This window comes from Plantactinospora sp. WMMC1484, assembly GCF_049315195.1.
In the GTDB taxonomy this organism is placed as follows: Bacteria; Actinomycetota; Actinomycetes; order Mycobacteriales; family Micromonosporaceae; genus Plantactinospora.
Genome location: NZ_CP186055.1, coordinates 2,489,849 through 2,515,359, shown reverse-complemented (window position 1 = coordinate 2,515,359; position 25,511 = coordinate 2,489,849). Strand labels below are relative to the sequence as shown.

The following is a 25,511-nucleotide window of genomic DNA, read 5'->3' as shown; positions in this document are numbered from 1 at the left end:
TTGCTGCGGCGGCGGGATGCTGCAGAGTCTAGCCCCGCTCCCACCGCCGCCGGCAGCCGGGTGGCTTCTCGCGGGCCGTTCACTTGACCTTGTTCAACAACTTCGGGTTGTTGATCACGAAGCTGTCGACGGTACCCGCCTGGAGCGCGTCGAAGAACTCCTGGGCGATCGGTTGGAACTGCTCACCCTGGTATTTGTCACCGTTGTAGACGCCGCCACCCGGCAACTTGATCATCTGGATCGAGTTGGACCGCAGGTTGCGCAGGGCAAAGCCGAAGTCGATCAGCTTGTTACCCCGGCCACTGAAGATCAGCGACTCGCCGGCCGCCCGGATCACCTTGTCCAGCTTGATCGGGTTGGTCACCACGTCCTTGCTCAGTGCCTGGTCGGCCATTGCCCGGACGAACTGCTGCTGGTGCCGCTGGCGGCCGTAGTCGCCGTCGGTGACCCCGTTCTCCGGGTACCGCTGCCGGACGTAGTCCAGCGCCTGCCAACCCTCCAGGTGCCGGGTGCCCTTCTTGTAGGTGGCCTGCGGGCCGAGGTAGCCGCCGCCACCGGGCTTGAGCGTCCGGTGCGTGCCGTCCGGACGGCGGTGCTCCGACTTGACGTTCTGGTCGATGTACATCGTGACGCCGCCCATGGCGTCAACGATCTTCAGGAAGCCGCCGAAGTTGATGATCGCGCCCGCGTCGAAGCGCTTGATCCCGGTCACCTTGGAGACCGTCATGGAGAGCAACTCGAAGCCCTGGGCGGCGCTCGGCAACTTCTCGCCGGGCACCCTGCTGCCGTACGACATGGCGGCGTTCAGCTTCGTCCGGTCACCCGGGAAGTCCGCCTTCGAGAAGCGGGGGATGTCCACCAGCAGGTCCCGGGGCATCGAGAAGAGGTACGCATCGTCCAGCGTCTCGTTCACGTGCAACACCATGATCGAGTCGGCCAGTGGCGGCGTCTCCGGCTTCCGGGGGTCGATCCCGACCAGCAGGATGTTCAGCGGCCCCTTGATATCCGACTTCTTCTCCGCCGCCCCGGCGGCCTGGTCGCCGAAGAGGTCCTGCTCGGTGACCGCACCCTCGAACCGGGCGAGCACCGTCTCCAGGCCGACCAGCGTCCCGCCGCTGAGCACCACGAGCACCGCACCGAAGATCGCGCAGAGCCGGGCCCAGAGAGGCACCGCGGACTTCCGGCGCCGCTTCTCCCTGATCGGCCGTCCGGCGCCGGTGAGGTCGCCCACCCGGCCGTCGTCGGCCGGGCCGGGACCACCGTAGCTCCGGCCACGTTCCGGCCGGGCCGTCCGCCTGCCCGACCGACCGGCGCCCATGCCCTCGCTCACCTGAATCTCCATCCGTCGCGCACCGCGAGTGTCACGCCCCCCTCACTAATGACGGGATGACGGGGCAAAAGTGTTGCAGAGCCACAGCTTCGAACGCGCCACAACCCCACGTCCGATCGATGGGACTGCTCGCCACGGTAGCGGCGCACCCGACGGTACCCGGCGAACGCGGGTTACCAAAGCACCGGAACCACGCGAAGCGCGGATAAACCGACCAGAGCGCGCAGGTGAACAACACGTAAAGCGCCGAAGCCGCACCGGCAACTGCCGGTGCGGCTTCCTGCGGGCACGGGTCGGAGAACTAGTCCTTCATCAGCTCCCGGGCGTTGCGCTCCAGGTCGTCCAGGCCACCGCACATGAAGAAGGCCTGCTCGGGGAAGTGGTCGTACTCACCCTCGCTGATCTTCTTGAACGCCTCGACGGTGTCCTTGACCGGCACGTACGAGCCCTTGATGCCGGTGAAGACCTCGGCCGCGTAGGTGTTCTGGGAGAGGAACCGCTCGATCCGGCGGGCCCGGCCGACGGTGAGCTTGTCCTCCTCCGAGAGCTCCTCGATGCCGAGGATGGCGATGATGTCCTGCAGGTCCTTGTAGCGCTGCAGAATCCGCTTCACCTCGGAGGCGACCGCGAAGTGCTCGGCGCCGACGAACTCCGGCGCGAGGATCCGGGACGAGGACGCCAGAGGGTCCACCGCCGGGTAGATGCCCTTGTCGGAGATCGACCGCTCCAGGTTGGTGGTGGCGTCGAGGTGCGCGAAGGTGGTGGCCGGCGCCGGGTCGGTGTAGTCGTCCGCCGGCACGTAGATCGCCTGCATCGAGGTGATCGCCTGGCCCCGGACCGAGGTGATCCGCTCCTGCAGCTCGCCCATCTCGTCGGCCAGGGTCGGCTGGTAGCCCACCGCGCTCGGCATCCGGCCGAGCAGGGTGGAGACCTCCGAACCGGCCTGGGTGAACCGGAAGATGTTGTCGATGAAGAGCAGCACTTCCTGCTTGTTCACGTCCCGGAAGTACTCCGCCATGGTCAGCGCGGAGAGCGCGACCCGGAGCCGGGTGCCCGGCGGCTCGTCCATCTGGCCGTAGACCAGCGCGGTCTTGTCGATGACGCCGGACTCGGTCATCTCGTGGATGAGGTCGTTGCCCTCACGGGTCCGCTCACCCACCCCGGCGAAGACCGAGGTACCGCCGAAGTTGTTCGCGACCCGGGTGATCATCTCCTGGATCAGCACCGTCTTGCCCACGCCGGCACCGCCGAAGAGGCCGATCTTGCCGCCCTTGACGTACGGGGCGAGCAGGTCGATGACCTTGATGCCGGTCTCCAGCATCTCGGTCTTCGGCTCCAGGTCGGCGAAGGCCGGCGCCTTGCGGTGGATCTGCCACCGGTCGGTCGCCTTGAAGGTCTCGCCCTCCTTGAGGTTGAGCACCTCACCGATGGTGTTGAAGACGTGGCCCTTCACCTCGTCACCGACCGGCACCATGATCGGCGAGCCGGTGTCCCGGACCTCGGTGCCCCGGACCAGGCCGTCGGTCGGCTGCATCGAGATCGCCCGGACCATGTTGTCGCCCAGGTGCTGGGCGACCTCCAGGGTCAGGGTCTTCTCGCCCCCGGAGAGGGTCACGTCGACGTGCATGGCGTTGAAGATGTCCGGCATGGCGTCGCGCGGGAACTCGGCGTCGACGACCGGGCCGATGACCCGGACCACGCGGCCCGTCGCGGTCTTGGTCTCTGTAGGAGCAGTCATCACACTTCACTTCCCGACGCGGCCAGCGCGTTGGCGCCGCCGACGATCTCGCTGATCTCCTGGGTGATCCCGGCCTGGCGGGCCGAGTTCATCTCGCGCGTGTAGTTCTCGATCATCTCTTCGGCGTTGTCCGTCGCGCTCTTCATCGCCCGGCGACGGGACGCCGACTCGCTCGCCGCCGACTCCAGCAACGCCGCGTAGATCCGCGTGTTGATGTACTTCGGCAGCAGCGCGTCGAGCAGCGCGTCCGCCTCCGGCTCGAACTCGTACGCCGGCAGCACCCCCTCGGAGCGCGGCCGGTCCTCGACCTCCATCGGGCCGATGATCCGGGTCACCGGGGTCTGCGACATCAGCGACTTGAACTCGGTGAAGACGATGTGCAGCTCGTCCACGCCGAGCACGCCGTCGATCCCCGGGTCGCCGCCCTCCAGATCGTCCGCGCCGGAGACGAACGCCTTGATCAGCGTCTCGCCCACCTGCTTGGCGTCGGCGAAGGTCGGCTGCTCCGAGAAGCCGGTCCAGCTCGCCTCCACCTTCCGCTGCCGGAACCGGTAGTAGCCGACGCCCTTGCGGCCGATGACGTAGAGCACCGGCTCCTTGCCGTCGGCCCTCAGCCGGGCGATAAGCGACTCCGCGGCCTTGATCGCGTTGGAGGTGTAACCGCCGGCGAGGCCGCGGTCGCTGGTCACCACGACCACCCCGGCCCGCCGGACCTTCGGCCGGGCGGTGAGCAGCGGGTGGTCGATGGCCGCGTTGGACGCCAGCGCCGTGAGCACGCCGGTGATGGCCTGGGCGTACGGCAGCGAGGCCGCGACCCGGGACTGGGCCTTGGCGAGCCGGCTCGTCGCGACGAGCTCCATCGCCTTGGTGATCTTCTTCATCGACTTCGCCGAGCGGATTCGTTGACGAAGAACGCGTACCTGGGCAGCCACCGGTCGGCCCTACTGCTTCTCGGCCGGGGCCGACTCGCCGCCGTCGCGGTAGCGGGTGACCGTCTCGCGGTCCTGCTCGCCCTCCATCGGCTCGGCGGGTGCCTCGTTGATCCGCACCTCGTCCTCCTTGCCGAGGAACATCTGCTTAAACCGGGCGACCGCCTCGTTCAGCGCGTTGACGATGTCGTCGTCCCAGTTGTTGTCCGCGATCGACTGCAACGTCGGCTTGTACTGGTGGCGGAGGAACTCCAGGAACTCGGACTCGAAGCGCCGGACCTCGCCGATCGGGATGTCGTCCAGCTTGCCCTCGGTGCCGATCCAGACCGAGACCACCTGCTCCTGTACCGGGAACGGCGAGTAGTTGGTCTGCTTGAGCAGCTCGACGAGGCGGGCACCCCGGCTGAGCTGGTCCTGCGAGGCCTTGTCCAAATCCGAGGCGAGCGCGGCGAACGCCTCCAGCTCCCGGTACTGCGCCAGGTCCAGCCGGAGCCGGCCGGCCACCTTCTTCATCGGCTTCACCTGTGCGGCGCCGCCGACCCGGGAGACCGAGGTACCGACGTTGATCGCCGGCCGAACACCCTGGTTGAAGAGGTCGGTTTCCAGGAAGATCTGGCCGTCGGTGATCGAGATGACGTTCGTCGGGATGAACGCGGAGATGTCGTTGCCCTTGGTCTCGATGATCGGCAGACCGGTCATCGAGCCGCCGCCCATCTCGTCGGAGAGCTTCGCGCAGCGCTCCAGCAGCCGGGAGTGCAGGTAGAAGACGTCACCCGGGTACGCCTCGCGGCCCGGCGGGCGGCGCAGCAGCAGCGACACGGCACGGTACGCCTCGGCCTGCTTGGTCAGGTCGTCGAAGACGATCAGGACGTGCTTGCCGGCGTACATCCAGTGCTGGCCGATGGCCGAGCCGGTGTACGGGGCGATGTACTTGTAGCCGGCCGGGTCGGAGGCGGGCGCGGAGACGATGGTGGTGTATTCCATCGCGCCCTGCTCCTCCAGCAGCCCCTTCACGGAGGCGACGGTGGAGCCCTTCTGGCCGATCGCCACGTAGATGCAGCGGACCTGCTTGGCCGGGTCGCCGGAGCGCCAGTTGTCCCGCTGGTTGAGGATGGTGTCCAGCGCGACGGTGGTCTTGCCGGTCCGCCGGTCACCGATGATGAGCTGCCGCTGGCCCCGGCCGATCGCGGTCATCGCGTCGACGGCCTTGAGGCCGGTCTGCAGCGCCTCGAAGACGCTCTGCCGGGCCATCACGTTCGGCGCCTGCAGCTCCAGCTCGCGGTAACCCTCGTTCTCGATGTCGCCGAGGCCGTCGATCGGCTGCCCGAGCGGGTCGACCACCCGGCCGAGGAACGCGTCGCCGACCGGCACCGAGAGGACCCGGCCGGTCCGCTTGACCCGCTGCCCCTCCTCGATACCGCGGTAGTCGCCGAGCACGACGACGCCGATCTCGCGGACGTCGAGGTTCAGCGCCAGGCCGAGGGTGCCGTCCTCGAACTCGAGCAGCTCGTTGGTCATGGTCGAGGGGAGGCCCTCGACGTGGGCGATGCCGTCACCGGCGTCGGCGACGGTGCCGACCTCCTCACGGGAGACGTCGGGCGAATAGGAGGAGACGTAGCGCTCCAGCGCGCCGCGGATCTCCTCCGACGAGATGGTCAGCTCGGCCATCCTCTTCTTCCTCTATTCAGGGCCCGGTTAACCGGAACGGCGTGGATGTGGTTCTCAGCGCTGCGCGGCGTCGGCGGTGCTCATCGCCGCGCGAGCGCGTTTCGGGTGTCGGTGAGGCGGCGCAGGATCGTGCCGTCGTAGAGATCGGAGCCGATCCGGACGCTCAGCCCACCGAGCACCGCCGGGTCGACGGTCTGCTTGACGCTGACCTCCCGACCGTATAGCTCGGCGAGCTTGCTTCCCAACCGCTGCTCCTCCTGCTCGGTCAGCGGGGCCGCGACGGTGACGTACGCCACCTGGCGGTCCCGCCGGTCGGCGGCGAGCTCGACCAGCCGGGTCAGCGCGCCGGTGAAGGACCGCCCGCCGAACCCGGCGAGCGCCACCTCGACCAGCCTGACCGTGACCGGCCTGGCCTTGCCTTCCAGCAGCGCCCCGGTCAGCTCGGCCCGCTGCGACACGGGCGCGATCGGGTCGGAGAGCACGTTGGAGAGCCGCGCGTCGGCGGCGACCACCTGGCCGAAGCGGAACAGCTCGTCCTCCACCTCGCCCAGGTCCCCGGCCTGCTCGGCGCTGGCCAGCAGCGCCTCGACCCCGAGCCGTTCGGCGGCGTCGAGCAGCTCGGACGGCGCCGACCAGCGGCCGGAGACCAGCACGCCGAGCAGCTCCTTGGCGTCCGCGCCGATCTTGTCGCCGAGCAGCGAGTCCAGCAGCGCGGCCCGGTCCTCACCGGCCCGCGCCGGGTCGGAGAGGGCCCGGCGCAGCCGCGGCTCGCGCCGCAGCAGGCCGGCGACCGAGCCGAGCTCGTCACCGGTGGCGGAGATCCGCGCCGCGTCGGTCTGCCGGGCGTACTCGTCGAGACGCTGCCGCGCGGCGGCGTACGACTCCCGGCTGGCGGCCTGCATCAGCTCGTCCGGACGGCGGAGCCGTTGGCCGAAGCGACACCGTCGAGGTCGGCCAGGAACCGCTCGACCGTCCCCGTGCGCCGCGCCTCGTCGGCCAGCGACTCGCCGACGATCCGGCTGGCCAGGTCGACGGCGATCGTGCCCACCTCGGTACGCAGCTCACGCACGATGGTGGCCCGCTCCGCGGCGAGTTGCTCCTTGCCGGCCGCGATGATCCGGTCGGACTCCTCCCTGGCCTTGGCCAGGACGTCCTGCCGGATGCCCTCGGCGTCTGCCCGGGCGTCGTCGCGGATCTTCGCCGCGTCGGTCCGGGCCTCGGCGAGCTGGGCACGATATTGCTCGAGAAGCTGGTTGGCCTCGGCCTGGGCGGCCTCGGCGCGCTTGATCCCGCCCTCGATCGCGTCGACCCGGGCCTGGAAGGTCTGCTCCATCCGCGGGAAGACGAACTTCATCAGCACGAAGCAGAGGATGGCGAAGGCGATTGAGCCGACCACGATCTCCTGCCAGAGCGGGATGATCGGGTTGTGCTCGGTGCCGCCCTCGGCGGCTAGGTAGCGCAGCATCGGAACCTCCTCGGTCGAGGGGACGGCTAGTTGCCGAAGGCGTAACCGAAGGCGATGCCCAGCAGCGCCAGCAGCTCGATGACGGCGAAGCCGATCCAGACGTACGGCAGCGTGATCCGGGACGACTCGGGCTGCCGGGCGGTCGACTGGATGTAGGCGCTGAAGACCAGGCCGACACCGATGCCGGGGCCGATGGCCGCGAGGCCGTAGCCGATGGCGCTGAGGCTGCCGGTGATTTCGACGGCGGCGAGGGTCGACGACAACATGGGTTGGTTCCTCCTGAAATCACGCGTGACGGTTCACGCGGGACGACAACGGTTGTGCGGTTGTGGCGTGCGGGTCGGTGTTCGTCGGATGCGGATCAGTGTTCGTCGGCGAGCGCGCCCTGCACGTAGCTGGCGGTCAGCACGGTGAAGATGTAGGCCTGCAGGACGATGACCAGGGCCTCCAGGAAGGTGATCGCGATCGACACCGTCCAGGAGAGCACCGAGATCGGCTTCAGGAAAAACGAGTCGGCGTTCAGCAATACGAAGCCGCCGAGGGTGAAGACCAGCAGGATGATGTGCCCGGCGAACAGGTTGGCGAACAACCGCAGCGCCAGCGAGACCGGCCGGGCGACGAACGTCGAGAAGAGCTCGATCGGGATCAGCAGCGGCTGCATGAACCACGGCGCCGGCGGCATGAGTGAATGTTTGAAGAACTTTCCGAAACCGTGGTGCCGGATGCCGACCCAGATGAAGAGCACGTAGCTGATGATCGCCAGGAACGCCGGGAACGCGATGTGCGACATCGGCGATATCTGCACGACCGGGATGATCTGCCACAGGTTGTTGATGAAAATGAAGCAGAAGAGCGTGGTGAGATACGGCGCGAAGGCGACGCCCCGGTGCCCGATCATGTCGACCGCGATGTTGTTCCGGACGAAGCCGTAGATCGACTCGGCGATCCACTGCCCCTTCGTCGGCACCAGCTTCGGATTCCGGTAGGTCGCCAGGAAGAAGATGATGAGCAGCGCGGCGCCCAGCCAGATGAGCACCGTGAATTTCGTGATCCAGTAAACGTTGTGCCCGCCCCAGGGCACGATGCTCGGCAGAAAGAAGTCTTCCACGCTGGGTGGAAACGGAACTTCGCCCTCCGCGAGGCCCTCCGCGAGGACGACCGACTCTCCGATCACCGCGTCCCTTCCCTAGCTAGGGGTGCCGAGCCGGCGGATGACCAGGTAGACGCCCCCGGCCCCGCCGAGCAGGAACCCGATCCCGGTGGCCAGGCCATCGGTCTCGAGCCACTGGTCGACCAACCAACCGATGAAGCCCCACACCGCCAGACCTCCGATGAGGTATGCCAGCGCGGTCCAACCCTCGCCGGCCTCGGGAGTGCCCGGACCGCCAGGGGGTTGGGGGGTTTGGTCACCGGTCATGACGGCCGAACGATATCAGCCGGGGATACGAGGCTGTGCCTCACCCCCCGCACAACCTCGTTGTGTGGGCCTCTGGGTGGGCGCGTCGTCTGTGGGCACGCTACTCCGGTTCCGCCACTGGGAAAATGACCGATCACTGACAGTTTCCTGTGCCGTCCCGTCTACGGGACTACGGTAATTCCGGCCCGGTGGCCGTGACCCATGTCACCCGGCGGAGCCGGACCCCGTCCGTGCGGCGTGCACGGTCACCACCCACCAGATGTTCGCGCCGATCCAGGCCACCACCCCGGCGAGTACGCCCCAACCGAACGGCACCAGCCCGGCCCAGCCCTGCGCGGCCACTCCGGCCATCACCACGCCGATCACGCTGAACTTGGCCACGTACATCGCCAGCCCGAACGGCAGGACCAGGTTGGGGTGGACCGAGTCGGCCCAGGCGATCACCAGGGTGGAGATAAGGTAACTCAGCGTCACCAAACCGACTCCGGCCGCCGCGCCGACCGCGCCGATCCCGCCACCCAGCACCGCGCCGAGCACCGTGGCAACGACCAGCAGGGCCGCCGAGGCCCCGAGCACCACCGGCAGGTGCGCCAGTCGCCAGTGCCGCTCCGCGGCCTCCACCGGCCGGTCCGCCGCCTCGCCCGGCCTGTCCGCGGTCTCCACCGGCACGTCCGCCACCTCGACCGGCCGGTCCGCCTGCTCAGCCACGCCGGTACGCCGGACCGGACACCGGGCGGACCCCCGCGGCCGCGAGGGCGGCGGCCGGCGCCTGCGCGTTCGAAACCATCTGGGCAGCGTAGCGCCTGGCGGCACGGCATCCTTTCTGACCCAACGCGCCGGACGCCCTCCGTAGCCGCGCGGACGCCCGGTCGCCGCACGGACGCCCGGTCGCCGCACGGACGCCCTGTCGCAGCGCGGACGCCCGGTCGTCGCGCCGACGCCCCTAACGGAGCGGGGGGCGCGGGGCGGTGGCGGTGCTGCGTGGCGACGTGGGCGGGGGAACGGCGGCCGTGCGCACCGGCGTCGGCCGGGGCACGACGCCGGGCGGCGGGGTCGGGACGGCGGGCGGCGGGGTCGGCAGGGCGGCCGGCGGCGTGGTCCGGGCGGGTGCCGGGGCGAACGGCTCCGGACCGAGTTCGCCGGGAGCGGCGCCGAGGCCGGCACCGAAGGCAATCTCCCGGCCGGGCGGCATGAAGTCCCGCCGTGGCGCCCCCCGCAACGCGCCGGCCATGGTGTTCGCCACCGCCGCGATCACCCTCCGCTGCGCCGCCCGGCCGACGGCGTCGCTCGGGTCGTCCGGGTTGGTGGCGATGCCCGCTGCCGCGAGCTGCGGGGTGAAGGCGACGAAGGTCTCCGTGGCGTACCCCTCGGTGCTGCCGGTCTTGCCGGCCACCGGCTGGGTGCCGAGGATCCTCGCCACCTCCGGCGCGCTGCCACCGTCACACTGGGCGTACGCCGACTGGCCGCCGACCGGACAGCGGGCCGCGTCGGTCGCCGCTCGGGCCACCTCCGCCTTGAGCATCTTTCCGCAGCTCGGCGCGGCGGCCGGCAGCGCCCGACCGGTGGGGTCGACGATCCTGATCACCGGCAGCGGCTTGCAGTACCTCCCCTCGGCGGCCAGCGTGGCGTACGCGTTCGCCAGCTCCAGCGGTGTGGTGGCGGCCACGCCGAGGGTGAAGGCACCCCAGCCCCGTGCGCCGTACGCCGCCAGTTGGGCGTCGCGGTCGGCCCGGAACACGATGCCCAGCCGCTCGGCCATCCGGACCGCCCGCTCCGCGCCGATCCACTGTTGCAGCGCGACGAAGTAGGTGTTGACGGAGCGCCCGAAGGCGGTCCACATGGTGTGGTAGCCGTCCATCCACCCCGGGTTGGCGTTGGCCGGGCACCAGTAGCCGCCGCAGCTGTTCGGGCCGTCCACCGGATAGCGGGTCAGCAGCCGGGACGGCGCGTCGTAGCCCGCGCTGAGCGGCATCCCGGACTCCAGCGCGGCCAGCAACGTGAAGATCTTGAAGGTGGAACCGGCCTGGTAGCCGTTGATCCCGCCACCGCCGGCGAGCAGTTGGTTGACGGTGTTCGGGTGGTTGCGCTGTCCCGCCGGATTGGGATCCAGCCGGTAGTTGCGGTTCACCGCCAACGCCAGTACCCGGCCCGTCCCGGGCTGCACCACGGCGATCGGGGCGGCCCTGCGGTCGTCGAGGTCGTACACGGTCAGACTCTGCTGCAGCGCGCCGGCCTGGATGGCCGGGTCGAGCGAGGTGACGATCCGGTAGCCGCCGCGCCGCAGCGTCTCCCGCCGCTCGTCGACGGTGAGCCCGAACGCCGGGTTCGCGTCCCACCACTGCCGGAAGTAGTCGCAGAAGAAGCCCCAGTCGGAGTGCCCGTCCGGGATACCGGCGCAGTCGTTCGGCTCGGCGCCGGGGCGCAGCCGGATCGGCTCCGCCTGGGCACGCGTGGCGGTCTCGGCGGAGATCATCCCGTTCTCGGCCATCTGCCGCAGCACGTACCCCCGGCGGACCAGCGCGGCGTCGGCGTCACCGCCGATCGGCGTGTCCGTCTCCGGCGAGCGCACCAGGCCGGCCAGCAGGGCGGCCTCGGCCAGGGTGAGGCTCCGGGCCGGCTTGGAGAAGTACCGCTGGCTGGCGGCGGCGACACCGTACGCCCCCGCGCCGAAGTAGGCGATGTTCAGGTAGCGGCCGAGGATCTCGTCCTTGGCGAGCCGGCGCTCCAGCGCGACCGCGTACCGCACCTCCTGAATCTTGCGGGCGGCGCTGGTCTCGGTGGCCTCGGCCCGCTGCTCCACGCTCAGGCCGGGATCGCTGGCGAGGACGTTACGGACGTACTGCATGGTCAGCGTGGAGGCGCCCTGCCGGACCTCCCCACCCACCCTGTTCGCCACGGCGGCCCGGAGCACGCCCCGGACGTCGACGCCCCGGTGCGAGTAGAAGCGGGCGTCCTCCGCCGCCACCGTGGCCTGCCGCATCACCTCGGCCACCTGGGCCAGCGGCACGTTCGTCCGGTTCTCGTCGTAGAACGAGGTGATCAGCGTGCGGCCGTCGCTGGCGTAGAGGTAGGAACGCTGGGCGGTGGGCGGGGTCCGCAGGTCCTGCGGCAGGTCTTCGTAACGGGCGCCCAGCGACCTCAGCCCGACGGCGGCCAGCACCGAGGCCGGCAGGGCGGCCGCGGCCAGGATGGTGCCGGCCAGTATCCCGGCCAGGGTCAGGGTCCAGAGCTGGCTCAGCCGCTGCCGGAGCATGCCGTACCTCCCGGCGGGACAGCGTTCGGGACGACAACCCGGACAGTCGACCGGGTTCAGGACCCCGTCAGCCTGACGGCACTTTCGGAACTCCGCACCCGTTTCGCGCCAAATCAACCAAGCGAGTTAGGAGGGGGCCCTTCTTATACAAAAAGCGATAAGCGGGGGCCCTTCCTTACACCTCAGGGCAGGAGGACGGCGGCGAGCGGCTGGACCGCCTCCTCGATCTCGTCGGCGACCCGGCTGAAGCACTGGTCGCCGCGGCCCCACGGGTCGTCGAGGTCGTCGCCGGGAAGCGGCGACGAGCCGTGCCGGGCTGCCGCCACCGCGGCCACCAGGGCGCTGCCCCGAGCGTAGACGGCGTCCGGATCGGGCGGGTCGCTGACCGGCGGCAGGGCGGTGGCGTCGACCGTGGGCAGCAGCCGGCCGAACTCGCCGAGCACGAAGGTGCGGTCGGCGGCGTCGGGGCGCAGCGCCACGACGTACTCCTGCTGGTCGGCGGTTGCGGTCAGCACCAGGTCGGCCGCGTCGATGTGCTCGGAGCGGAGCTTGCGGGCGCCGAAGTCGTCGACGTCCCCACCCCGGGACCGCACCTGCCGGGCGGCCGGCGGGTTCATCTCCTCACCCGCGTGCCAGCCGCCGGTGCCGGCGCTGTGGCTGTGCACCAGGCGGTCGACGTCGGCCACCTCCGCCGCCGGCCGGCGGGCGAGCCGTTCCCGTACGGCCAGCGCGAGCAGCCGCTCCGCCATCGGCGACCGGCAGATGTTGCCCAGGCAGACGTGCAGGACGGTGAAGGGCGGCACTCAGGACACCTGGCCCTGGATGTCCGGCACCACGTCACGGAGCTTCTCCAGCGGGATGGCGCCCTGGCGCAGCACCCGGGGCACCTCGCCGGTGACGTCGACGATGGTGCTCGGCACCGGCTCCGGGCACTGCCCGGCCTCCAGGTAGGCCCGGACCGAGTAGCCGAGCTGCTCCCGCGCCTCCTCGGCGGTCACCGCCGCCGGCTGGCCGGTCTTGTTCGCCGACGAGACCGCCATCGGGCCCGTCTCGCGGAGCACCTCCAGGGCGACCGGGTGCAGCGGCATCCGCACCGCCACCGTGCCGCCGGTGTCGCCGATGTCCCACTGCAGGCTCGGCGAGTGCTCGACCACGATGGTCAGGGCACCCGGCCAGAACGCGTCGGCGAGGTCGCGGGCCGCGCTCGGCAGCAGGAAGACCAGCCCGTCCAGGGTGCGCCTGGAGCCGACCAGCACCGGCGGCGGATGCTGCCGGTCCCGTCCCTTCGCGTTGAGCAGCGCCGTGACCGCGTACGGAGTGAACGCGTCCGCCCCGATCCCGTAGACCGTGTCGGTCGGGATCACGACCAGCTCGCCGTTCTTGACCGCCTCGATCGCCGCGGCGATGCCTCGGTCACGGTCCTCGAGCGACCGGCAGTCGTAGAGCATCACGGGGAGCCAGTCTGCCACGCCGGGACCCCCGCCGTGGCACGGGGACTTCGGGCCGGTCACGAGCCGGCGTCGGCCCGCCGGGCGGTGCTGAAACGCGGCCGGCCGACCAGGTCCGGACGGTCGGCGATCCGGACGAACCGGCCGTCGGCGCGGAGCAGCTCCGGAACCGCCGTACCGTGCGTGTCGTCGTGTTCGATCCCGAGCGCCCCGCCCGGGCGCAGCAGCCGGGCCGCCCGGTCCAGCACCGGCCGGATCACCGCGAGCCCGTCCGGGCCGCCGAAGACCGCCTCCGCCGGGTCGTGCTCGGCCACCTCCGCCGGTACGGCGGTGCCGTCCGGCACGTACGGCGGGTTGCAGAGCAGCACGTCCACCCGCCCGGCGAGGTCGGCGAGCAGCTCCGGATCTGTCACGTCCCCGGCCACCACCTCGACGGGCCGGTCCCCGGCGGCGGCCCGGTCGGCGGCGTTGCGCCGCAGCCAGTCGAGCGCCGGCGCCGCCCGCTCCACCGCGATCACCCGGGTCCCGGGCACCTCGGCGGCGACGGCGAGCGCGATGGCACCGCTGCCGCTGCAGAGGTCGACGACGAGGCCGCCGCCAGAATCGACGCTCCGGCGTGCCTGCTCGACGCCCCAGCCGGCGAGCAGTTCGGTCTCCGGGCGCGGGATGAAGACCCCGGGGCCGACCGCCAGCTCCAGGTAGCGGAACGCGGCCGTGCCGAGCAGGTGCTGCAGCGGCTCGTGCCGGGCGCGCCGGTCGACCAGGTCCCGCAGCCGCTCCTGCTGTGCCGGCGTGACCGGGCCGGCCAGGGCCAGACCGCCGCGCGACACGCCGAGGACGTGCGCGAGCAACAATTCCGCTTCGATCCGGGCCGGGCCGACACCGGCCCGGGCCAGCGTGGACGTCGCCGCCGTGATCGCGGCCGACGGCGGAACGTCCGCTGGCGCCGGGGAGCTATGCCGGGGAATACGTGTCACGACATAATCATGAAACGTCGACCGGGGATCATCGCGTCGCGGGCGCAATCCCGGGTCGACCGGGTGCTCGGGCCGGTCGAGCGTCCCGGAGGGCCTCCTCTCCGGTCTGCCGACGGGCCGGGCCCACGGCAGACGGGGTCTGGCTGGCGAGGCGATGGAGGTTGTGCGTGAGTTGGCTCGACCGGGTCCGAGACCAGGCCGAGGAGTTGAGACACGCCCGTGACCTCATGGAGAGCAGTCGTTCCGCCGAGGCCTGCCTGATCTTCGAACGGGTCGTCAACACCACCGACGACCCCTATTCCCGGGCCGAGGCGCTGCTCCAGCGGCTCTCCGCGATCCTCAACCTGGGCCGCACCGCCGAATACACCCGGGCGGTGGAGCGGGCCTTCGACGCCGCCCGGGACCTGCCCGAGCCGTACCTGCACGGGCACCTGCACGCGCTGGCCGCGCTCGCCGCGCACAACCAGGGCGCGCTCGACCGTTGCGTCACACACCTGGTACGCGGCGCCCGGGCGCTCGGCTCGGTCGACGACCCGGACCGGCAGACCGCCTGGGGCTGGCACGACCTGGCGATGGCCTACTCCTACCTCAGCTTCCACGGCTACGCCCTCGGCGCCATCGAGCGGGCCCGCCGGCTGGGCGTCGGCGCCGGCATTCCGGAGGAGACCTTCGCCGCGCCCGGCATCCGGCTGCGCAACGCGGTCGCGCTCGACCACCACGGGGACAGCGACGGCTGCCTGCGGGTGCTCCGGGACGTCGGCGGCGACCTGGAGCGCTTCGTCACCGCCGGGACCGCGAGCCGGTTGCGGCCGAGCAGCCGGGCGGCGTACGGCTACGCGCTGGCCCGGCAGGCGGCGCTCGGGGCGGCACCCGACCGGCCGGCCGTGCCCGAGTTCGATCCCGGATGGCTGCTCGGCAACGGCGGGGACAGCGCCCGGACCCGGGACATGCGCCAACTCGGCGGGGCGTGCCTGGCGATCGCCGGCGGCCGTTCGGCGGAGGCGCTGGCCCGGCTGGAGACGGTGCACGTCTCGGCCGAGACGCTGGGCGCGGCCGAACACGCCCGGCTCTCCAGCCTGGCGTACGCCGGGGTCGGCGACCACGCGGCGGCGCACCGGGCCGACCGGTACGCGTTCCGGCTGGCGACCCAGCGCAACGACCGGCTGCGGGACGTCTACGTGGACGGCATCGCGGCCCGGATCGAGCACGAGGAGATGCGGCGCGAGGCGGCCCGCTACGAGGGCGAGGCGTTGACCGACCCGCTCACCGGGCTGCCCAACCGCCGCCGCCTGGAGCGCTATGTGGCCGCGATGGTGAGCCGGGGCGAGCGGGCGGTGCTCGGCGTCTGCGACATCGACGGCTTCCGGGCGGTGAACGACCGGCACGGTCACCGCTGCGGAGACCTGGTGCTGCAACGGATCGCCGGAGTGGTCAACCGGGTGATGCGCCGCGGCGACTTCGTGGCCCGATACGGCGGCGACGAGTTCGTGGTGGTGCTGCCCGGCGCCGGGATGATCGAGGCGACCGAGGTGGGCCGGCGGATCCGGGCGGCGGTCGCCGCCGAGGAGTGGGAGACGCTCATCCCCGGCAGCTCGGTCGGGGTGAGCGTCGGCTTCGCCGAGATGCAGGGTTCGGGTGTCGGGCGGCAGGACGTGCTGGGCGCCGCGGTCGCCCGCGCCGACCGGGCACGGACCCGGGCCGGGACGGAGGGCACCGCCGAGCGGTGAGACAGCTCCGCTCACCAGCGGGACAGCTCCGCTCAGCGACGGGACAGCTCGGTCTCGCCGGCCAGCCGGGCCGAACGGTCCGCCTCGGCCAGCGCGTCGAGCACTCCGTCCAGCTCGCCCGCGAGCACCAGGTCGAGGTTGTACGCCGTGAAGCCGATCCGGTGGTCGGTGATCCGGTTCTGCGGGAAGTTGTACGTCCGGATCCGCTCCGAGCGGTCCACCGTGCGCACCTGCGACCGGCGGGCGTCCGAGGCCGCCGCGTCGGCCTGCTCCCGCGCGTTGGCGAGCAGCCGGGCCCGCAGGATCCGCATCGCCTGCTCCCGGTTCTGCAACTGGGACTTCTCGTTCTGGCAGGAGACCACGATCCCGGTCGGCAGGTGCGTGATCCGGACCGCCGAGTCGGTGGTGTTCACCGACTGGCCACCCGGCCCGGACGACCGGAAAACGTCGATCCGCAGCTCGTTCGGGTCGATGGTGACGTCCACCTCCTCGGCCTCCGGCAGCACCAGTACGCCGGCCGCGCTGGTGTGGATCCGCCCCTGGGACTCGGTGACCGGCACCCGCTGCACCCGGTGCACGCCCCCCTCCCACTTGAGCCGGGACCAGACCCCGTTGCCGCCCTCCGGGACGCCCCGCGCCTTCACCGCGAGCGAGACGTCCTTCACGCCGCCGAGGTCGGAGTCCTGTGCGTCGAGCACCTCGGTCGCCCAGCCGTGCCGTTCGGCGTACCGCAGGTACATCCGGAGCAGGTCGCCGGCGAAGAGCGCCGACTCTTCGCCGCCCTCGCCAGCCTTGATCTCCAGGATCACGTCCTTGGCGTCGTGTGGGTCACGCGGGATCAGCAGCTCGGCGAGGCGCCCCTCCAGCACCGGCAGCGTCTCGGCCAGCGACTCGACCTCGGCCGCGAAGGAGGGGTCCTCGGCGGCCAGTTCCCGGGCCGCGGCCAGGTCGGCGCGGGCCTGCTCCAGCTCACCGGCGGCCTTGTGCAGCGGGGTCAACTCCGCGAACCGCCGACCCACCCGCCGGGCGGTGGCCTGGTCGGCGTGGATCGCCGGATCGGCGAGCCGTCGTTCCAGCTCCGCGTACTCGTCGAGGAGACCGGCCAGCCGATCGCCGCTCATGCTCGTACTCCTTCTGCTGGAACCGTCCACGGCCGATACGGCACGACGGCGCCCGCCCCCGGCGGAGAGCCGGAGGCGGGCGCCGTCGACGCGGCTACTTGGCCTTCTTGGCCTGAACCTTGGCGTACTTCTGCTGGAACTTCGCGACCCGGCCGGCGGTGTCGAGCACGCGCTGCTTGCCGGTGTAGAACGGGTGGCAGGCGCTGCAGGTCTCGACGTGGATCGAGCCGCCCTTCGCCGTGCTGCGGGTCGTGAAGGTGTTGCCGCACGAGCAGGTGACCTCGGTGGTCACGTACTCCGGGTGAATGTTGGGCTTCATGTCGCCTCGGTCCTTTCGTGGTTGGTCGCCGGGTCGCCCTCGGCACCCGCCACCGGCGCGATGTCGGGTATCGCGCGGCATGGCGGACTCGGGCGTGAACCGGAACCGGTGGCCGACTGACCAGTGTGCCATGGCGGCCGGGTCGCCCCGGCAGCGGGCAGGCACACCTGATCCGTGACGGACAACGCCGCTCCGCTACGCGGCATTCCCGCCCTGGCCAGCCACACACCTCGGTGGACCAGGCGATACCGGACGAACGGACGGGAACGGCCGAAACTCCGAACCTAGTGTTCCGACCCGACGCCCCGGCCACGAAGATCGAACCGGCGTACGGTGAGTGGGGAGCCGGGTCGGCAGGGTCAGGCCCGGCGGCGGGTGAGAGGGATGGTGGCCGCGGCGGTCACCTCGTTGACGGTGACGGCGAGCCGCACCGAGCCGGACGAGCGCAGCGCGATGAGCCGGCCGGTGCCCGGGTCGAACCAGGCGGCGTGCCAGGGCCGCAGCCCCCACAGCGATGATCCGACGTACAGGTTCGCCGAGCCGGCCCAGTCGGCCGAGAGCGGGGCGGCGACCGGCACCTGCCGGCCGCCGGGCTGGGTGACCGTGGCGGTGACGGTGACGGCGGTGCCGGCCGGCAGCGTCTGCGGGGCGGCCAGGGCGAGCTGGTCCACGTGTGCCCGGGTCTGCGCGGTCACCCACTCCGGGCCGGCGGCCAGCGGGTCACGGCGGGCCGCCGCCGACTCCGCCGGGCTGACCGGGTCGACCCCGAACATCGTCCAGCCGCTGAACCCGCCGAGCTGCGGCGCGGTCGACGGGTTCTTGCCGGCGTTGCCGTTGACCAGGTACGGCACCCCGTCGACCCGGTCGGCGGAGAAGCTGCCGACGTGCGCGCCGACGAAGAGGACGCCCTTGCCGGTCTCCTGCTGGAACTCGGCGAGCCAGCGCTCCAGCAGCGCCGCCTCCTTGCGGTCGCCGAGCTGGCTCGCCCTGGCCGGGGTCGGGTCGCGCAGCGGGTGGTGCTCCAGCACCACCACCGAGCCGACCCCCGGGTCGTGGGCCGCGCCGTCCAGGGCGGTACGCAGCGCCAGCACCTGCCCGAAGCCACCGCCTCGGAGGGTGCCGGTGGAGGTGTCCAGGGTGATGAACCGGGTCCGGGTGCCGCCCCGGCGCGGGGCGTGGTCGAAGACCCGCGACGTCTCACCGAAGACCGCCCGGAAGTTGCCGATCGGCGCCCCCATGATCTCATGGTTGCCCGGCACGTAGACGTACGGCAGCTCGCCGCGCAACTCCTCGTCCAGGATCCGCTTGGCCAGCGCGAAGTCCGCCGGATAGGCGGTGTCCACGAAGTCCCCGTTGATGACCAGGAGGTCGGGCTTCGCGGCCCGCACCTCGCGCAGCGTACGGCGGGCCTGGGCGACCAGGTCGCTGTCGGGGTCGGCGGCGACGAACTGCACGTCGGAGAGGACCGCGAACCGCCAGGGTGCCCGCTCCACGGTGCCGTCGGTCAGCACCACCCGGTCGGTGCGGAACGGCTCGGCCGGCGGCGTCACCTCGACCGGCACCTTCGCCACGATGTCGTCGATGATGACCTCGCCGGTGTATGCCGCCGCCGCGTCGGTCTCGGCCACGTAGAAGCGGCGGACCCGCACCGGGTACGCCACGCCGGCCGGGACCGGCATCTCCACGTACCGCCAGCCGGTCCAGTCCAGGTAGGGGCCGCGGAGCACGTGCTGCTGGTCGAGCGCGTCGTGCAGGTGCAGGCTCGGCCACTCGCCGTGCCCGTTGGCGTATATCCACATCCCGAACGCCTGCGGCTGGCCGGCCACCGGGATGTAGGCGGGCGGGTCGGCGTACGCGGCCCGGGTGCCGGTGGACTGGCCGAAGTCGTACGCCAGCTTCAGGCCGGTCCCGGTGCGGCCCGGCACCGGGCTGACCGAGCCGGTGGCCCGGGCGGCGCTGAACCGCCAGCTCGCCGCGTCGTCGTCGAATGTCGCCACCGGCACGTCGGTGAGCCCGATCGTCACCGGCAGCACGGTGCTGGTCGCGCCGACCCGGACGGTGACCAGTCCGGCACCGCTGCTCACCCTGGCCTTCACGCTGAGTCCGCCGCTCGGCGCCGGGGTGATCTCCAGCAGCTCCCGGTCGTACTCCAGCCGCAGGTCGGCCGGCTCGATCGGCGCGGTGTTCCCCTCGGCGTCGAAGCCGACCACGCCGAACGTCCCGGTGCCGCCCGCACCGGCCAGTCCGACCTTGTCGACGGTGCCGTCGATCCGGGCCAGCGGACCGAGCACGGTCAGCTCCAGCTCGCCCCGCGCCCACCCTCGCGAGGCGGTGACGGTCACCTCGCCGGTGCCGCGGGCCCGGAACAGCCCGGCGGAGTCGACCGTGCCCCGGCTGCCCGGCTCGGCCCGCCACGTCGGCGCGCCGGCCGCCGGCCCGTACGTCTCGTCGTGGCCGGCCGCCGAGAGCCGCCGGGTCAGCCCGGGGAAGACCCGGTCGGGGCGCCCGCCGCGCACCGGCCCGACGCCCGGCGCCACCGCCGCGTCGAGCACGGTCGTCACCCAGTACGCCTTCAGCCGACCGCTCCCCTGCGGCGCGAAGAGCGCGAGCCCGTTCGGCACCGACCGCTCCGAGGAGTCCGAGGGGCTGTTCTCGACCCGGACGGCGGCCTGGCCCGGCTCCCGGGCGAGCAGCGTCGACGAGCCGCCGCCGTCGAGGTTGAGTGCGCTGTGCGCGCCGAGGTCGGCCATCATCCGGCCGAGGTCGGTGAGCGTCACGCCCCGGCTGTCGGCCTGCCGGCCGTCCACGGTGAGCAGGAACATCTTCCGGCCGTCGGCGGAGAACCCGACCGCTGTCCGAGGTTCGGGGTTGACGTCACCGATCTCCTGCGGCACGCCGTCGCGGACCAGTACCCGGTTGCCGCCGATCGCGGCGTGCAGGGTGCTGCCGTCGGAGGACTTCGGCGCGTACGCGATCTCGACCGGGTCGCCGGGGCGGAGCGCGGCGAGTGCGTCGGCGCCGGCCTCCCGGCCGAGCAGGATCGTCGTGCCGGCCGGGATCGCGCCGCTGCCGGCGGCGGCGGAGACGGTGCCGACCCGGCCGCCGCGCACCGTCACCTCGGTGACCCGGCCGGCGCCCTCGACGGCGCGGGTGCGGGGGTACGACCCCCAGAGCGGGGTGAAGACGCCGACGCCGTTCGTGGCGACCATGTTGTTGAACTGGGTGAGGGTGAGCGGCCCGGCCGGCAGGGTGGCGGTGCCGTCGAAGTGCACCTGGATGACCCGGCCCACCCCGTCGGCGGTGATCCCGACCGCCTCGTGGTGGCCGCTGACCGGCGACTGGATCAGGTTTCCACTCTGGATGCCGATCCCCTGGGCCGCGCCCGAGTTGTTGATGTCGAAGAAGTCGCCGTTGACCGCAGCCACCGCACCGGCCCGGTCGGCGGCCGCGCGCAGCGGCTCGACCCTGGCCACCTCGCCGGAGTTGACGTAGTCGACGGTGAGCCCGCCGCCCAGGTCGGCGGTGAGGGCGTCGGCCCGGAGCCAGCCGTCGGCGTCGTAGCGGTCGAAGGAGGTCAGCGCGAGCCCGGGTGCGACCGGTCGGGTCCGGGTGTCGGTCTCGATCCCCTCTTCGGCGGCTGATGCCTCCGCCGGGGCGGCGGGCGCGCTGACGGGGTACCGGGCGGGCGGTGCCGAGTGCGCGGCTGCGGGTGGTACGGGCCCGACGACGGTGAGCAGCGGCGCCAGCAGGAGCAGTCCGGCGGAGCGGAGGGTTCGGCGGGTACGCATGCCCGGTAGTCAACCCGACATTGTTTAGAAGTTTCAATAGCATCCGAGTGAAACGAAGAAAAACTCCAGCATGGTGGGCGGGAGCCGCTGGCCGACGCCCCCGGCCAGCTGCTCCCGCGTCCCGGTCCGGTCAGCTTCCGCAGATGCCGTAGCCGAGGAAGCTCCACACGTTCGACGGACCGCCGTCGTACTCGTCGGCCCAGGCCGACGTGGTGTCCGAGTCGATGATGTTCACGCCGGAGAGCAGCACCGCGCCGTTGCCGGCGACGATGTCGGAGCCCGCACTGTAGAGCGCCTTGCCGGCCGGGCAGGACTGGCTGGCCCCGGCGTGCCCGGCAGCGTCCGGGCTGGACGAGAAGGAGATCCGCTCCAGCCCGGCCGGGTTGGTGGCGCAGACCGCGTACGCCGTCACGCTCCAGCCGGGCGGCGGCCCCGAGCCCGGCACCTCCACGCCCCGGGCGGTCACCGAACGCAGGTCGGCGGCGGGCACCACCTGGTCCAGCAGGACGTCACCGGCACCACCACCGTTGATCCGGCCCCCCATCCCGATCACCCGCTTGGTCCCGCAACTGGCGGTGACGTACTGGCTCTCGGCCGGGCCGGTGGCGGCGACCACCTGCCAGCCGGCCGGGGCCGGAGCGCAGATTGCCTGCCCGGTCAGTGTCCAGTCGCCCTCGAAGTTGACGCTGCCGGCCTCGCGCATCGTCACCGCGAAACCGGTACCGCCGGCCAGCGGTTCGAACCGCTCGATGCCGACGTGCCCCCACGCGCTGCCCGAGGCGGCGAGATAGCCACCACCACCGGTGACCACCGTGTCCGCCGGGCACCTCGCGGTCACCCCCTTGTCGATGCTGTTCCGGGCCGAGTTGACGCCGACCTTCACCAGGCCCGGCGGGTCGGCCGCGGCCGGTGCGGCCGGCACCGACGCCATCGCGACGGCGACGGCGACGCCGGCCAGCCCGCCCAGTACGGCGCGGGCGGATCGTGTGGAGCTGCTCATCGTGCTGCCTCCTGTTCCCCCTCCGGGAGCCGACCGCCGGCCACCCGGCAGACCCGTCCGAACCCGCCGGAGTGCAGCCCGGGGAGGGCCGGAAGGTGCTGCGGGTCCAGCCTCCGAGCCGCCCCTTGGCGTCCGCTATCCGACCGCTAGGCAGCGACCGCCGCACCGGTGGCGAACCTACGATGAGGACGTTCACGGCACACCGTGAGGTGGGGCGATGCGCTGGAGCCTCCTCGGCCCGGTCGAAGCGACGGTCTCCGGACGGCCGCTGGAGATCCGGCGGCCGCAGTACCGCGGCCTGCTGGCGCTGCTGCTGCTCAACCCGAACCGCGTGGTGTCGGTGGCGCAGATCGAGCGGGCACTCTGGGGCGACGAGCCGCCGGCCAGTGCCCGTACGCAGGTGCAGGTCTGCGTCTCGCAGCTCCGCGCCGCCCTGCGTACCGCCGATGCCGGCGACCTGCTCGCGCACCGGGCCGGCGGATACCGGCTCGCCGTCGCCGACGGCAGCCTCGACCTGGCGGAATTCGCCGGGGCCGTGGAACGGGCGCGAATCGCCGCCCGGGACGGGCGGCCCGAGGAGGCCGCCGCGGAGCTGCGCGCCGGGCTCGCGCTCTGGCGCGGTCCGGCGCTGGCCGGTGCGGCCGGCGACTTCGTCGCGACGGCCGCGGCCGGGCTGGCCGAGCAGCGACTGGCGGCGTATGAGCAGCTCGCCGAGGTCGAACTGGCGCTGGGCCGGCACGAGCGGCTGCTCGGCACGCTGCGCCCGCTGCTGGCCGAGCATCCGCTGCGGGAACGGCTGGTCGCCCGCTGCATGCTGGCGCTGGCCGGCTGCGGTCAGCAGGAACCCGCGCTGCGGCTCTACGCCGAGACCCGGGCCCGGCTCGCCGACGAACTCGGCGTCGAGCCCTGTGCCGAACTGGCCTCGGCCCAGCTGCGGGTCCTCCGGCACGAGGTGCCGGCCGCCGCGGTCGACGCCGTCGCGCCGGCCGCCGCGGTGGTCACCGAGGACTCCCCGGAGCGGCCGGTGCCGGCACAGCTGCCGGCCGACGTCGCCGGGTTCACCGGGCGTACGGCGTTCCTCCGCCAACTCGACGCGCTGCTCCCCCACGCGACCGGCGAGGATGCCGGACCCGCCCCGGTCGTGATCTCGGCGATCGGCGGCACCGCCGGGGTGGGCAAGACCGCGCTTGCGGTGCACTGGGCACACCGGGTCGCCCACCGCTTTCCCGACGGGCAGCTCTACGTCAACCTGCGGGGCTTCGACCTCGACGGGCGGGCGGTGACGCCGGGCGAGGCGCTCCGGGACTTCCTGGACGGGCTGCGGGTACCCCCGCACCAGGTTCCCACCGAGGAGTCCCGGCAGGCCGCCCTCTACCGCAGCACGCTGGCGGGCCGGCGGATGCTGGTCCTGCTGGACAACGCCCGTGACGCCGACCAGGTCCGGGCTCTGCTGCCCGGCGCGTCGGGCTGCCTGGTCGTGGTGACCAGCCGCGACCAGTTGCTGCCGCTGGTCGTGACCGAGGGGGCGCGCCCGCTCACCCTGGACCGCCTATCCACAGTGGAGGCGCGGCAGCTGCTGGGACGGCGCGTCGGCGCCCACCGGGCCGCCGCCGAGCCGGGCGCGGTCGACGAGATCGTCGAGCGGTGCGCACGGCTGCCCCTGGCCCTGGCCGTGGCGGGAGCGCGGGCCGCGATCAATCCCCGGTTTCCACTCGCCGCCCTCGCCGCCGAGTTGCGGGACGCCGAGGACGCCCTGACGGCGTTCGACGCCGTCGACCCGGCCACCGGGGTCCGGGCGGTGCTCTCCTGGTCGTACCGGACCCTGGACGCCGCCGAGGCACGGCTCTTCCGGCTGCTCGGGCTGCACCCCGGCCCGGACGTCTCGGCACCGGCCGCGGCCAGTATGGCCGGGCTACCGCTGCCCCGGGTACGCCCACTGCTGGCCGGGCTGACCCGGGCACACCTGCTCGCCGAGGACCAACCGGGGCGGTACGCCTTCCACGACCTGCTGCGCACGTACGCCGCCGAGCTCTGCCGGCGGACAGACGGCGACACCGAGCGAGAGGCCGCCCGGCACCGGCTGCTCGACCACTACCTGCACGCCGCCGGAGCCGCCGACCACCTGCTCGACCCACACGGGCTCGCGCCCCGGGTCCGGCCAGCGCCGCCCCGGCCGGGGGTGACCGTCGAGCGGCCGGACGGGCACGCCGAGGCGATGGCCTGGCTCTCCGCCGAACACCGGGTGCTGCTCGCGGCGGTTGCCCAGGCCGCCACGACCGGCTTCGACGGCCACGCCTGGCAGCTTGCCGCGCTGGTCACGACGTTCCTGGACCGGCAGGGGCACTGGGCGGAGCTGGCCGCAGCCCAGCGCGTCGCCCTGGCGGCGGCGCAGCGCCGCGCCGACCTGCCGGGCCAGGCGCACGCGCACCGAGGGCTGGCCGTCGCGTATACCTGGCTGGGCCGGCACGGCGAGGCGCACCGCCACTTCCGGCGGGTCATCGACCTCTACGAGGAGCTCGGCGACCGGGCCGGCCAGGCGCACACCCACGTCGGGATCAGTTGGCTGCTCGCCCGCCAGGGCCGGCACCGGACGGCCCTGGAGCACGCCGAACGCGCGCTGCTGCTCTATCAGGCCACCGCCGCCACGGTGGGGCAGGCGAAGACGCTCAACAACATCGGCTGGCTGCACGCCCGGCTCGGCGACCACCACCGGGCCGTCGCCTGCTGCCACCAGGCCCTCGCCCTGCACGCCCGCAACGACGACCGGCGCGGTGCCGCGCTCACCTGGGACAGTCTCGGCTACGCCCACCAGCGGCTCGGCCAGCACGACCGGGCGGTCGAGTGCCAGCGGCGGGCCCTGGCCCTGCACCGGGAGCTCGGCGACCGGTACGACGAGGCCGAGGTGCTCGCGAACCTCGGGGACAGCCACCGGGCGGCCGGAGACCTCGACGCCGCCCGGACCGCCTGGCGACAGGCCCTGGCGATCTACGACGAGCTGCACCACCCCGACGCGGACCAACTGCGGGCCAGGCTCGCCGTTCCGCGCGGGCCGGACACCGCCGGACTGGGCAGCACAGCCTCGGCCGTCCCGGCCGACGAGGCGACCGCGACCAGCGACTGAGCCGTGTCGGCGGGGCGTACGACGATCGACCGGACCGTGCGACCAGAGGATCGTGGGACCGGACCAAACGGTGGTGGGGCCGGACCGGACCGTTGTGGTGCCGGACCGTGCTGCCGGACCGGACCGTTGTGGTGCCGGACCGTGCTGCCGGACCGGACCGTTGTGTGGCCGGACCGTGCTGCCGGACCGGACCGTTGTGTGGCCGGACCG

At 72.4% G+C, this 25,511-nt stretch carries 20 protein-coding genes; 2 read left to right on the top strand and 18 right to left on the bottom strand.

Annotation, left to right across the window (positions count from 1 at the left end):
• Nucleotides 1-79: 79 nt before the first annotated feature.
• From ACN28C_RS11140 to prmC, 14 genes are all read right to left on the bottom strand, one after another.
• A complete protein-coding gene (locus ACN28C_RS11140) occupies nucleotides 80-1,330 on the bottom strand; it encodes an LCP family protein (RefSeq protein ID WP_422773413.1) in 1,251 nt (416 codons plus the stop codon).
• Nucleotides 1,331-1,631: 301 nt separating this feature from the next.
• Nucleotides 1,632-3,068, bottom strand: a complete 1,437-nt coding sequence (gene atpD / locus ACN28C_RS11135; protein ID WP_422773412.1) for a F0F1 ATP synthase subunit beta — start codon at nucleotides 3,066-3,068, stop codon at nucleotides 1,632-1,634.
• Nucleotides 3,068-4,000: a F0F1 ATP synthase subunit gamma gene (locus tag ACN28C_RS11130; protein ID WP_421495033.1), complete on the bottom strand. Its 933-nt coding sequence runs from the start codon at nucleotides 3,998-4,000 to the stop codon at nucleotides 3,068-3,070. Before ACN28C_RS11130 ends, atpD begins: the two co-directional genes overlap by 1 nt.
• A gap of 9 nt (nucleotides 4,001-4,009) precedes the next feature.
• Complete coding sequence (atpA, locus tag ACN28C_RS11125) at nucleotides 4,010-5,665, bottom strand: F0F1 ATP synthase subunit alpha (RefSeq protein WP_422773411.1); 1,656 nt, start codon at nucleotides 5,663-5,665, stop codon at nucleotides 4,010-4,012.
• A gap of 80 nt (nucleotides 5,666-5,745) precedes the next feature.
• Entirely contained in the window at nucleotides 5,746-6,567 is an 822-nt protein-coding gene (locus ACN28C_RS11120; RefSeq protein ID WP_422773410.1) for a F0F1 ATP synthase subunit delta, read from the bottom strand.
• Nucleotides 6,567-7,130, bottom strand: a complete 564-nt coding sequence (locus ACN28C_RS11115) for a F0F1 ATP synthase subunit B (protein ID WP_422773409.1) — start codon at nucleotides 7,128-7,130, stop codon at nucleotides 6,567-6,569. The genes ACN28C_RS11120 and ACN28C_RS11115 overlap by 1 nt, the downstream gene beginning before the upstream one ends.
• A 26-nt stretch (nucleotides 7,131-7,156) precedes the next feature.
• On the bottom strand, nucleotides 7,157-7,396 hold the full coding sequence (locus ACN28C_RS11110) for a F0F1 ATP synthase subunit C (RefSeq protein ID WP_107260457.1): 240 nt from the start codon (nucleotides 7,394-7,396) through the stop codon (nucleotides 7,157-7,159).
• Nucleotides 7,397-7,491: 95 nt separating this feature from the next.
• Nucleotides 7,492-8,304, bottom strand: a complete 813-nt coding sequence (gene atpB, locus ACN28C_RS11105; RefSeq protein ID WP_422773408.1) for a F0F1 ATP synthase subunit A — start codon at nucleotides 8,302-8,304, stop codon at nucleotides 7,492-7,494.
• A gap of 12 nt (nucleotides 8,305-8,316) precedes the next feature.
• Nucleotides 8,317-8,547: an AtpZ/AtpI family protein gene (locus ACN28C_RS11100; protein WP_422773407.1), complete on the bottom strand. Its 231-nt coding sequence runs from the start codon at nucleotides 8,545-8,547 to the stop codon at nucleotides 8,317-8,319.
• A gap of 204 nt (nucleotides 8,548-8,751) precedes the next feature.
• Nucleotides 8,752-9,168 carry a hypothetical protein gene (locus tag ACN28C_RS11095; protein ID WP_422774619.1) on the bottom strand — a complete coding sequence of 139 codons (417 nt, stop codon included), beginning with the start codon at nucleotides 9,166-9,168 and terminating at the stop codon, nucleotides 8,752-8,754.
• Nucleotides 9,169-9,490: 322 nt separating this feature from the next.
• Entirely contained in the window at nucleotides 9,491-11,800 is a 2,310-nt protein-coding gene (locus tag ACN28C_RS11090; RefSeq protein ID WP_422773406.1) for a transglycosylase domain-containing protein, read from the bottom strand.
• A gap of 182 nt (nucleotides 11,801-11,982) precedes the next feature.
• Entirely contained in the window at nucleotides 11,983-12,603 is a 621-nt protein-coding gene (locus ACN28C_RS11085) for a phosphotyrosine protein phosphatase (RefSeq protein ID WP_422773405.1), read from the bottom strand.
• The gene (locus ACN28C_RS11080; protein WP_422774618.1) at nucleotides 12,604-13,248 is read right to left on the bottom strand and encodes an L-threonylcarbamoyladenylate synthase; all 645 of its coding nucleotides are present in this window, start codon (nucleotides 13,246-13,248) and stop codon (nucleotides 12,604-12,606) included.
• 59 nt (nucleotides 13,249-13,307) lie between these two features.
• Complete coding sequence (prmC, locus tag ACN28C_RS11075; RefSeq protein WP_422774617.1) at nucleotides 13,308-14,165, bottom strand: peptide chain release factor N(5)-glutamine methyltransferase; 858 nt, start codon at nucleotides 14,163-14,165, stop codon at nucleotides 13,308-13,310.
• A gap of 227 nt (nucleotides 14,166-14,392) precedes the next feature.
• Between prmC and ACN28C_RS11070 the strand changes: the two genes are divergently transcribed.
• Nucleotides 14,393-15,952 carry a GGDEF domain-containing protein gene (locus tag ACN28C_RS11070; protein ID WP_422773404.1) on the top strand — a complete coding sequence of 520 codons (1,560 nt, stop codon included), beginning with the start codon at nucleotides 14,393-14,395 and terminating at the stop codon, nucleotides 15,950-15,952.
• Between the two features lie 32 nt (nucleotides 15,953-15,984).
• On the opposite strand, the gene prfA is transcribed toward ACN28C_RS11070, so the two are convergent.
• From prfA to ACN28C_RS11050, 4 genes are all read right to left on the bottom strand, one after another.
• Nucleotides 15,985-17,073, bottom strand: a complete 1,089-nt coding sequence (gene prfA, locus ACN28C_RS11065) for a peptide chain release factor 1 (RefSeq protein WP_422773403.1) — start codon at nucleotides 17,071-17,073, stop codon at nucleotides 15,985-15,987.
• A 94-nt stretch (nucleotides 17,074-17,167) separates the two neighbouring features.
• A complete protein-coding gene (rpmE, locus tag ACN28C_RS11060) occupies nucleotides 17,168-17,392 on the bottom strand; it encodes a 50S ribosomal protein L31 (RefSeq protein WP_203867866.1) in 225 nt (74 codons plus the stop codon).
• A gap of 359 nt (nucleotides 17,393-17,751) precedes the next feature.
• Nucleotides 17,752-21,180, bottom strand: a complete 3,429-nt coding sequence (locus ACN28C_RS11055) for a phosphodiester glycosidase family protein (RefSeq protein ID WP_422773402.1) — start codon at nucleotides 21,178-21,180, stop codon at nucleotides 17,752-17,754.
• Between the two features lie 130 nt (nucleotides 21,181-21,310).
• Complete coding sequence (locus ACN28C_RS11050; RefSeq protein WP_422773401.1) at nucleotides 21,311-22,180, bottom strand: hypothetical protein; 870 nt, start codon at nucleotides 22,178-22,180, stop codon at nucleotides 21,311-21,313.
• A 217-nt stretch (nucleotides 22,181-22,397) separates the two neighbouring features.
• Between ACN28C_RS11050 and ACN28C_RS11045 the strand changes: the two genes are divergently transcribed.
• Entirely contained in the window at nucleotides 22,398-25,301 is a 2,904-nt protein-coding gene (locus tag ACN28C_RS11045) for a BTAD domain-containing putative transcriptional regulator (protein WP_422773400.1), read from the top strand.
• Nucleotides 25,302-25,511 lie beyond the last annotated feature (210 nt).

Bases quoted from the DNA above. Each gene is read 5' to 3' on its own strand.
- atpD (WP_422773412.1), bottom strand. From the start codon at position 3,068: ATGACTGCTCCTACAGAGACCAAGACCGCGACGGGCCGCGTGGTCCGG.
- atpA (WP_422773411.1), bottom strand. From the start codon at position 5,665: ATGGCCGAGCTGACCATCTCGTCGGAGGAGATCCGCGGCGCGCTGGAG.
- ACN28C_RS11120 (WP_422773410.1), bottom strand. From the start codon at position 6,567: ATGCAGGCCGCCAGCCGGGAGTCGTACGCCGCCGCGCGGCAGCGTCTC.
- ACN28C_RS11115 (WP_422773409.1), bottom strand. From the start codon at position 7,130: ATGCTGCGCTACCTAGCCGCCGAGGGCGGCACCGAGCACAACCCGATC.
- ACN28C_RS11110 (WP_107260457.1), bottom strand. From the start codon at position 7,396: ATGTTGTCGTCGACCCTCGCCGCCGTCGAAATCACCGGCAGCCTCAGC.
- ACN28C_RS11100 (WP_422773407.1), bottom strand. From the start codon at position 8,547: ATGACCGGTGACCAAACCCCCCAACCCCCTGGCGGTCCGGGCACTCCC.
- ACN28C_RS11090 (WP_422773406.1), bottom strand. From the start codon at position 11,800: ATGCTCCGGCAGCGGCTGAGCCAGCTCTGGACCCTGACCCTGGCCGGG.
- ACN28C_RS11080 (WP_422774618.1), bottom strand. From the start codon at position 13,248: ATGCTCTACGACTGCCGGTCGCTCGAGGACCGTGACCGAGGCATCGCC.
- prfA (WP_422773403.1), bottom strand. From the start codon at position 17,073: ATGAGCGGCGATCGGCTGGCCGGTCTCCTCGACGAGTACGCGGAGCTG.
- rpmE (WP_203867866.1), bottom strand. From the start codon at position 17,392: ATGAAGCCCAACATTCACCCGGAGTACGTGACCACCGAGGTCACCTGC.
- ACN28C_RS11055 (WP_422773402.1), bottom strand. From the start codon at position 21,180: ATGCGTACCCGCCGAACCCTCCGCTCCGCCGGACTGCTCCTGCTGGCG.
- ACN28C_RS11050 (WP_422773401.1), bottom strand. From the start codon at position 22,180: ATGAGCAGCTCCACACGATCCGCCCGCGCCGTACTGGGCGGGCTGGCC.
- ACN28C_RS11045 (WP_422773400.1), top strand. From the start codon at position 22,398: ATGCGCTGGAGCCTCCTCGGCCCGGTCGAAGCGACGGTCTCCGGACGG.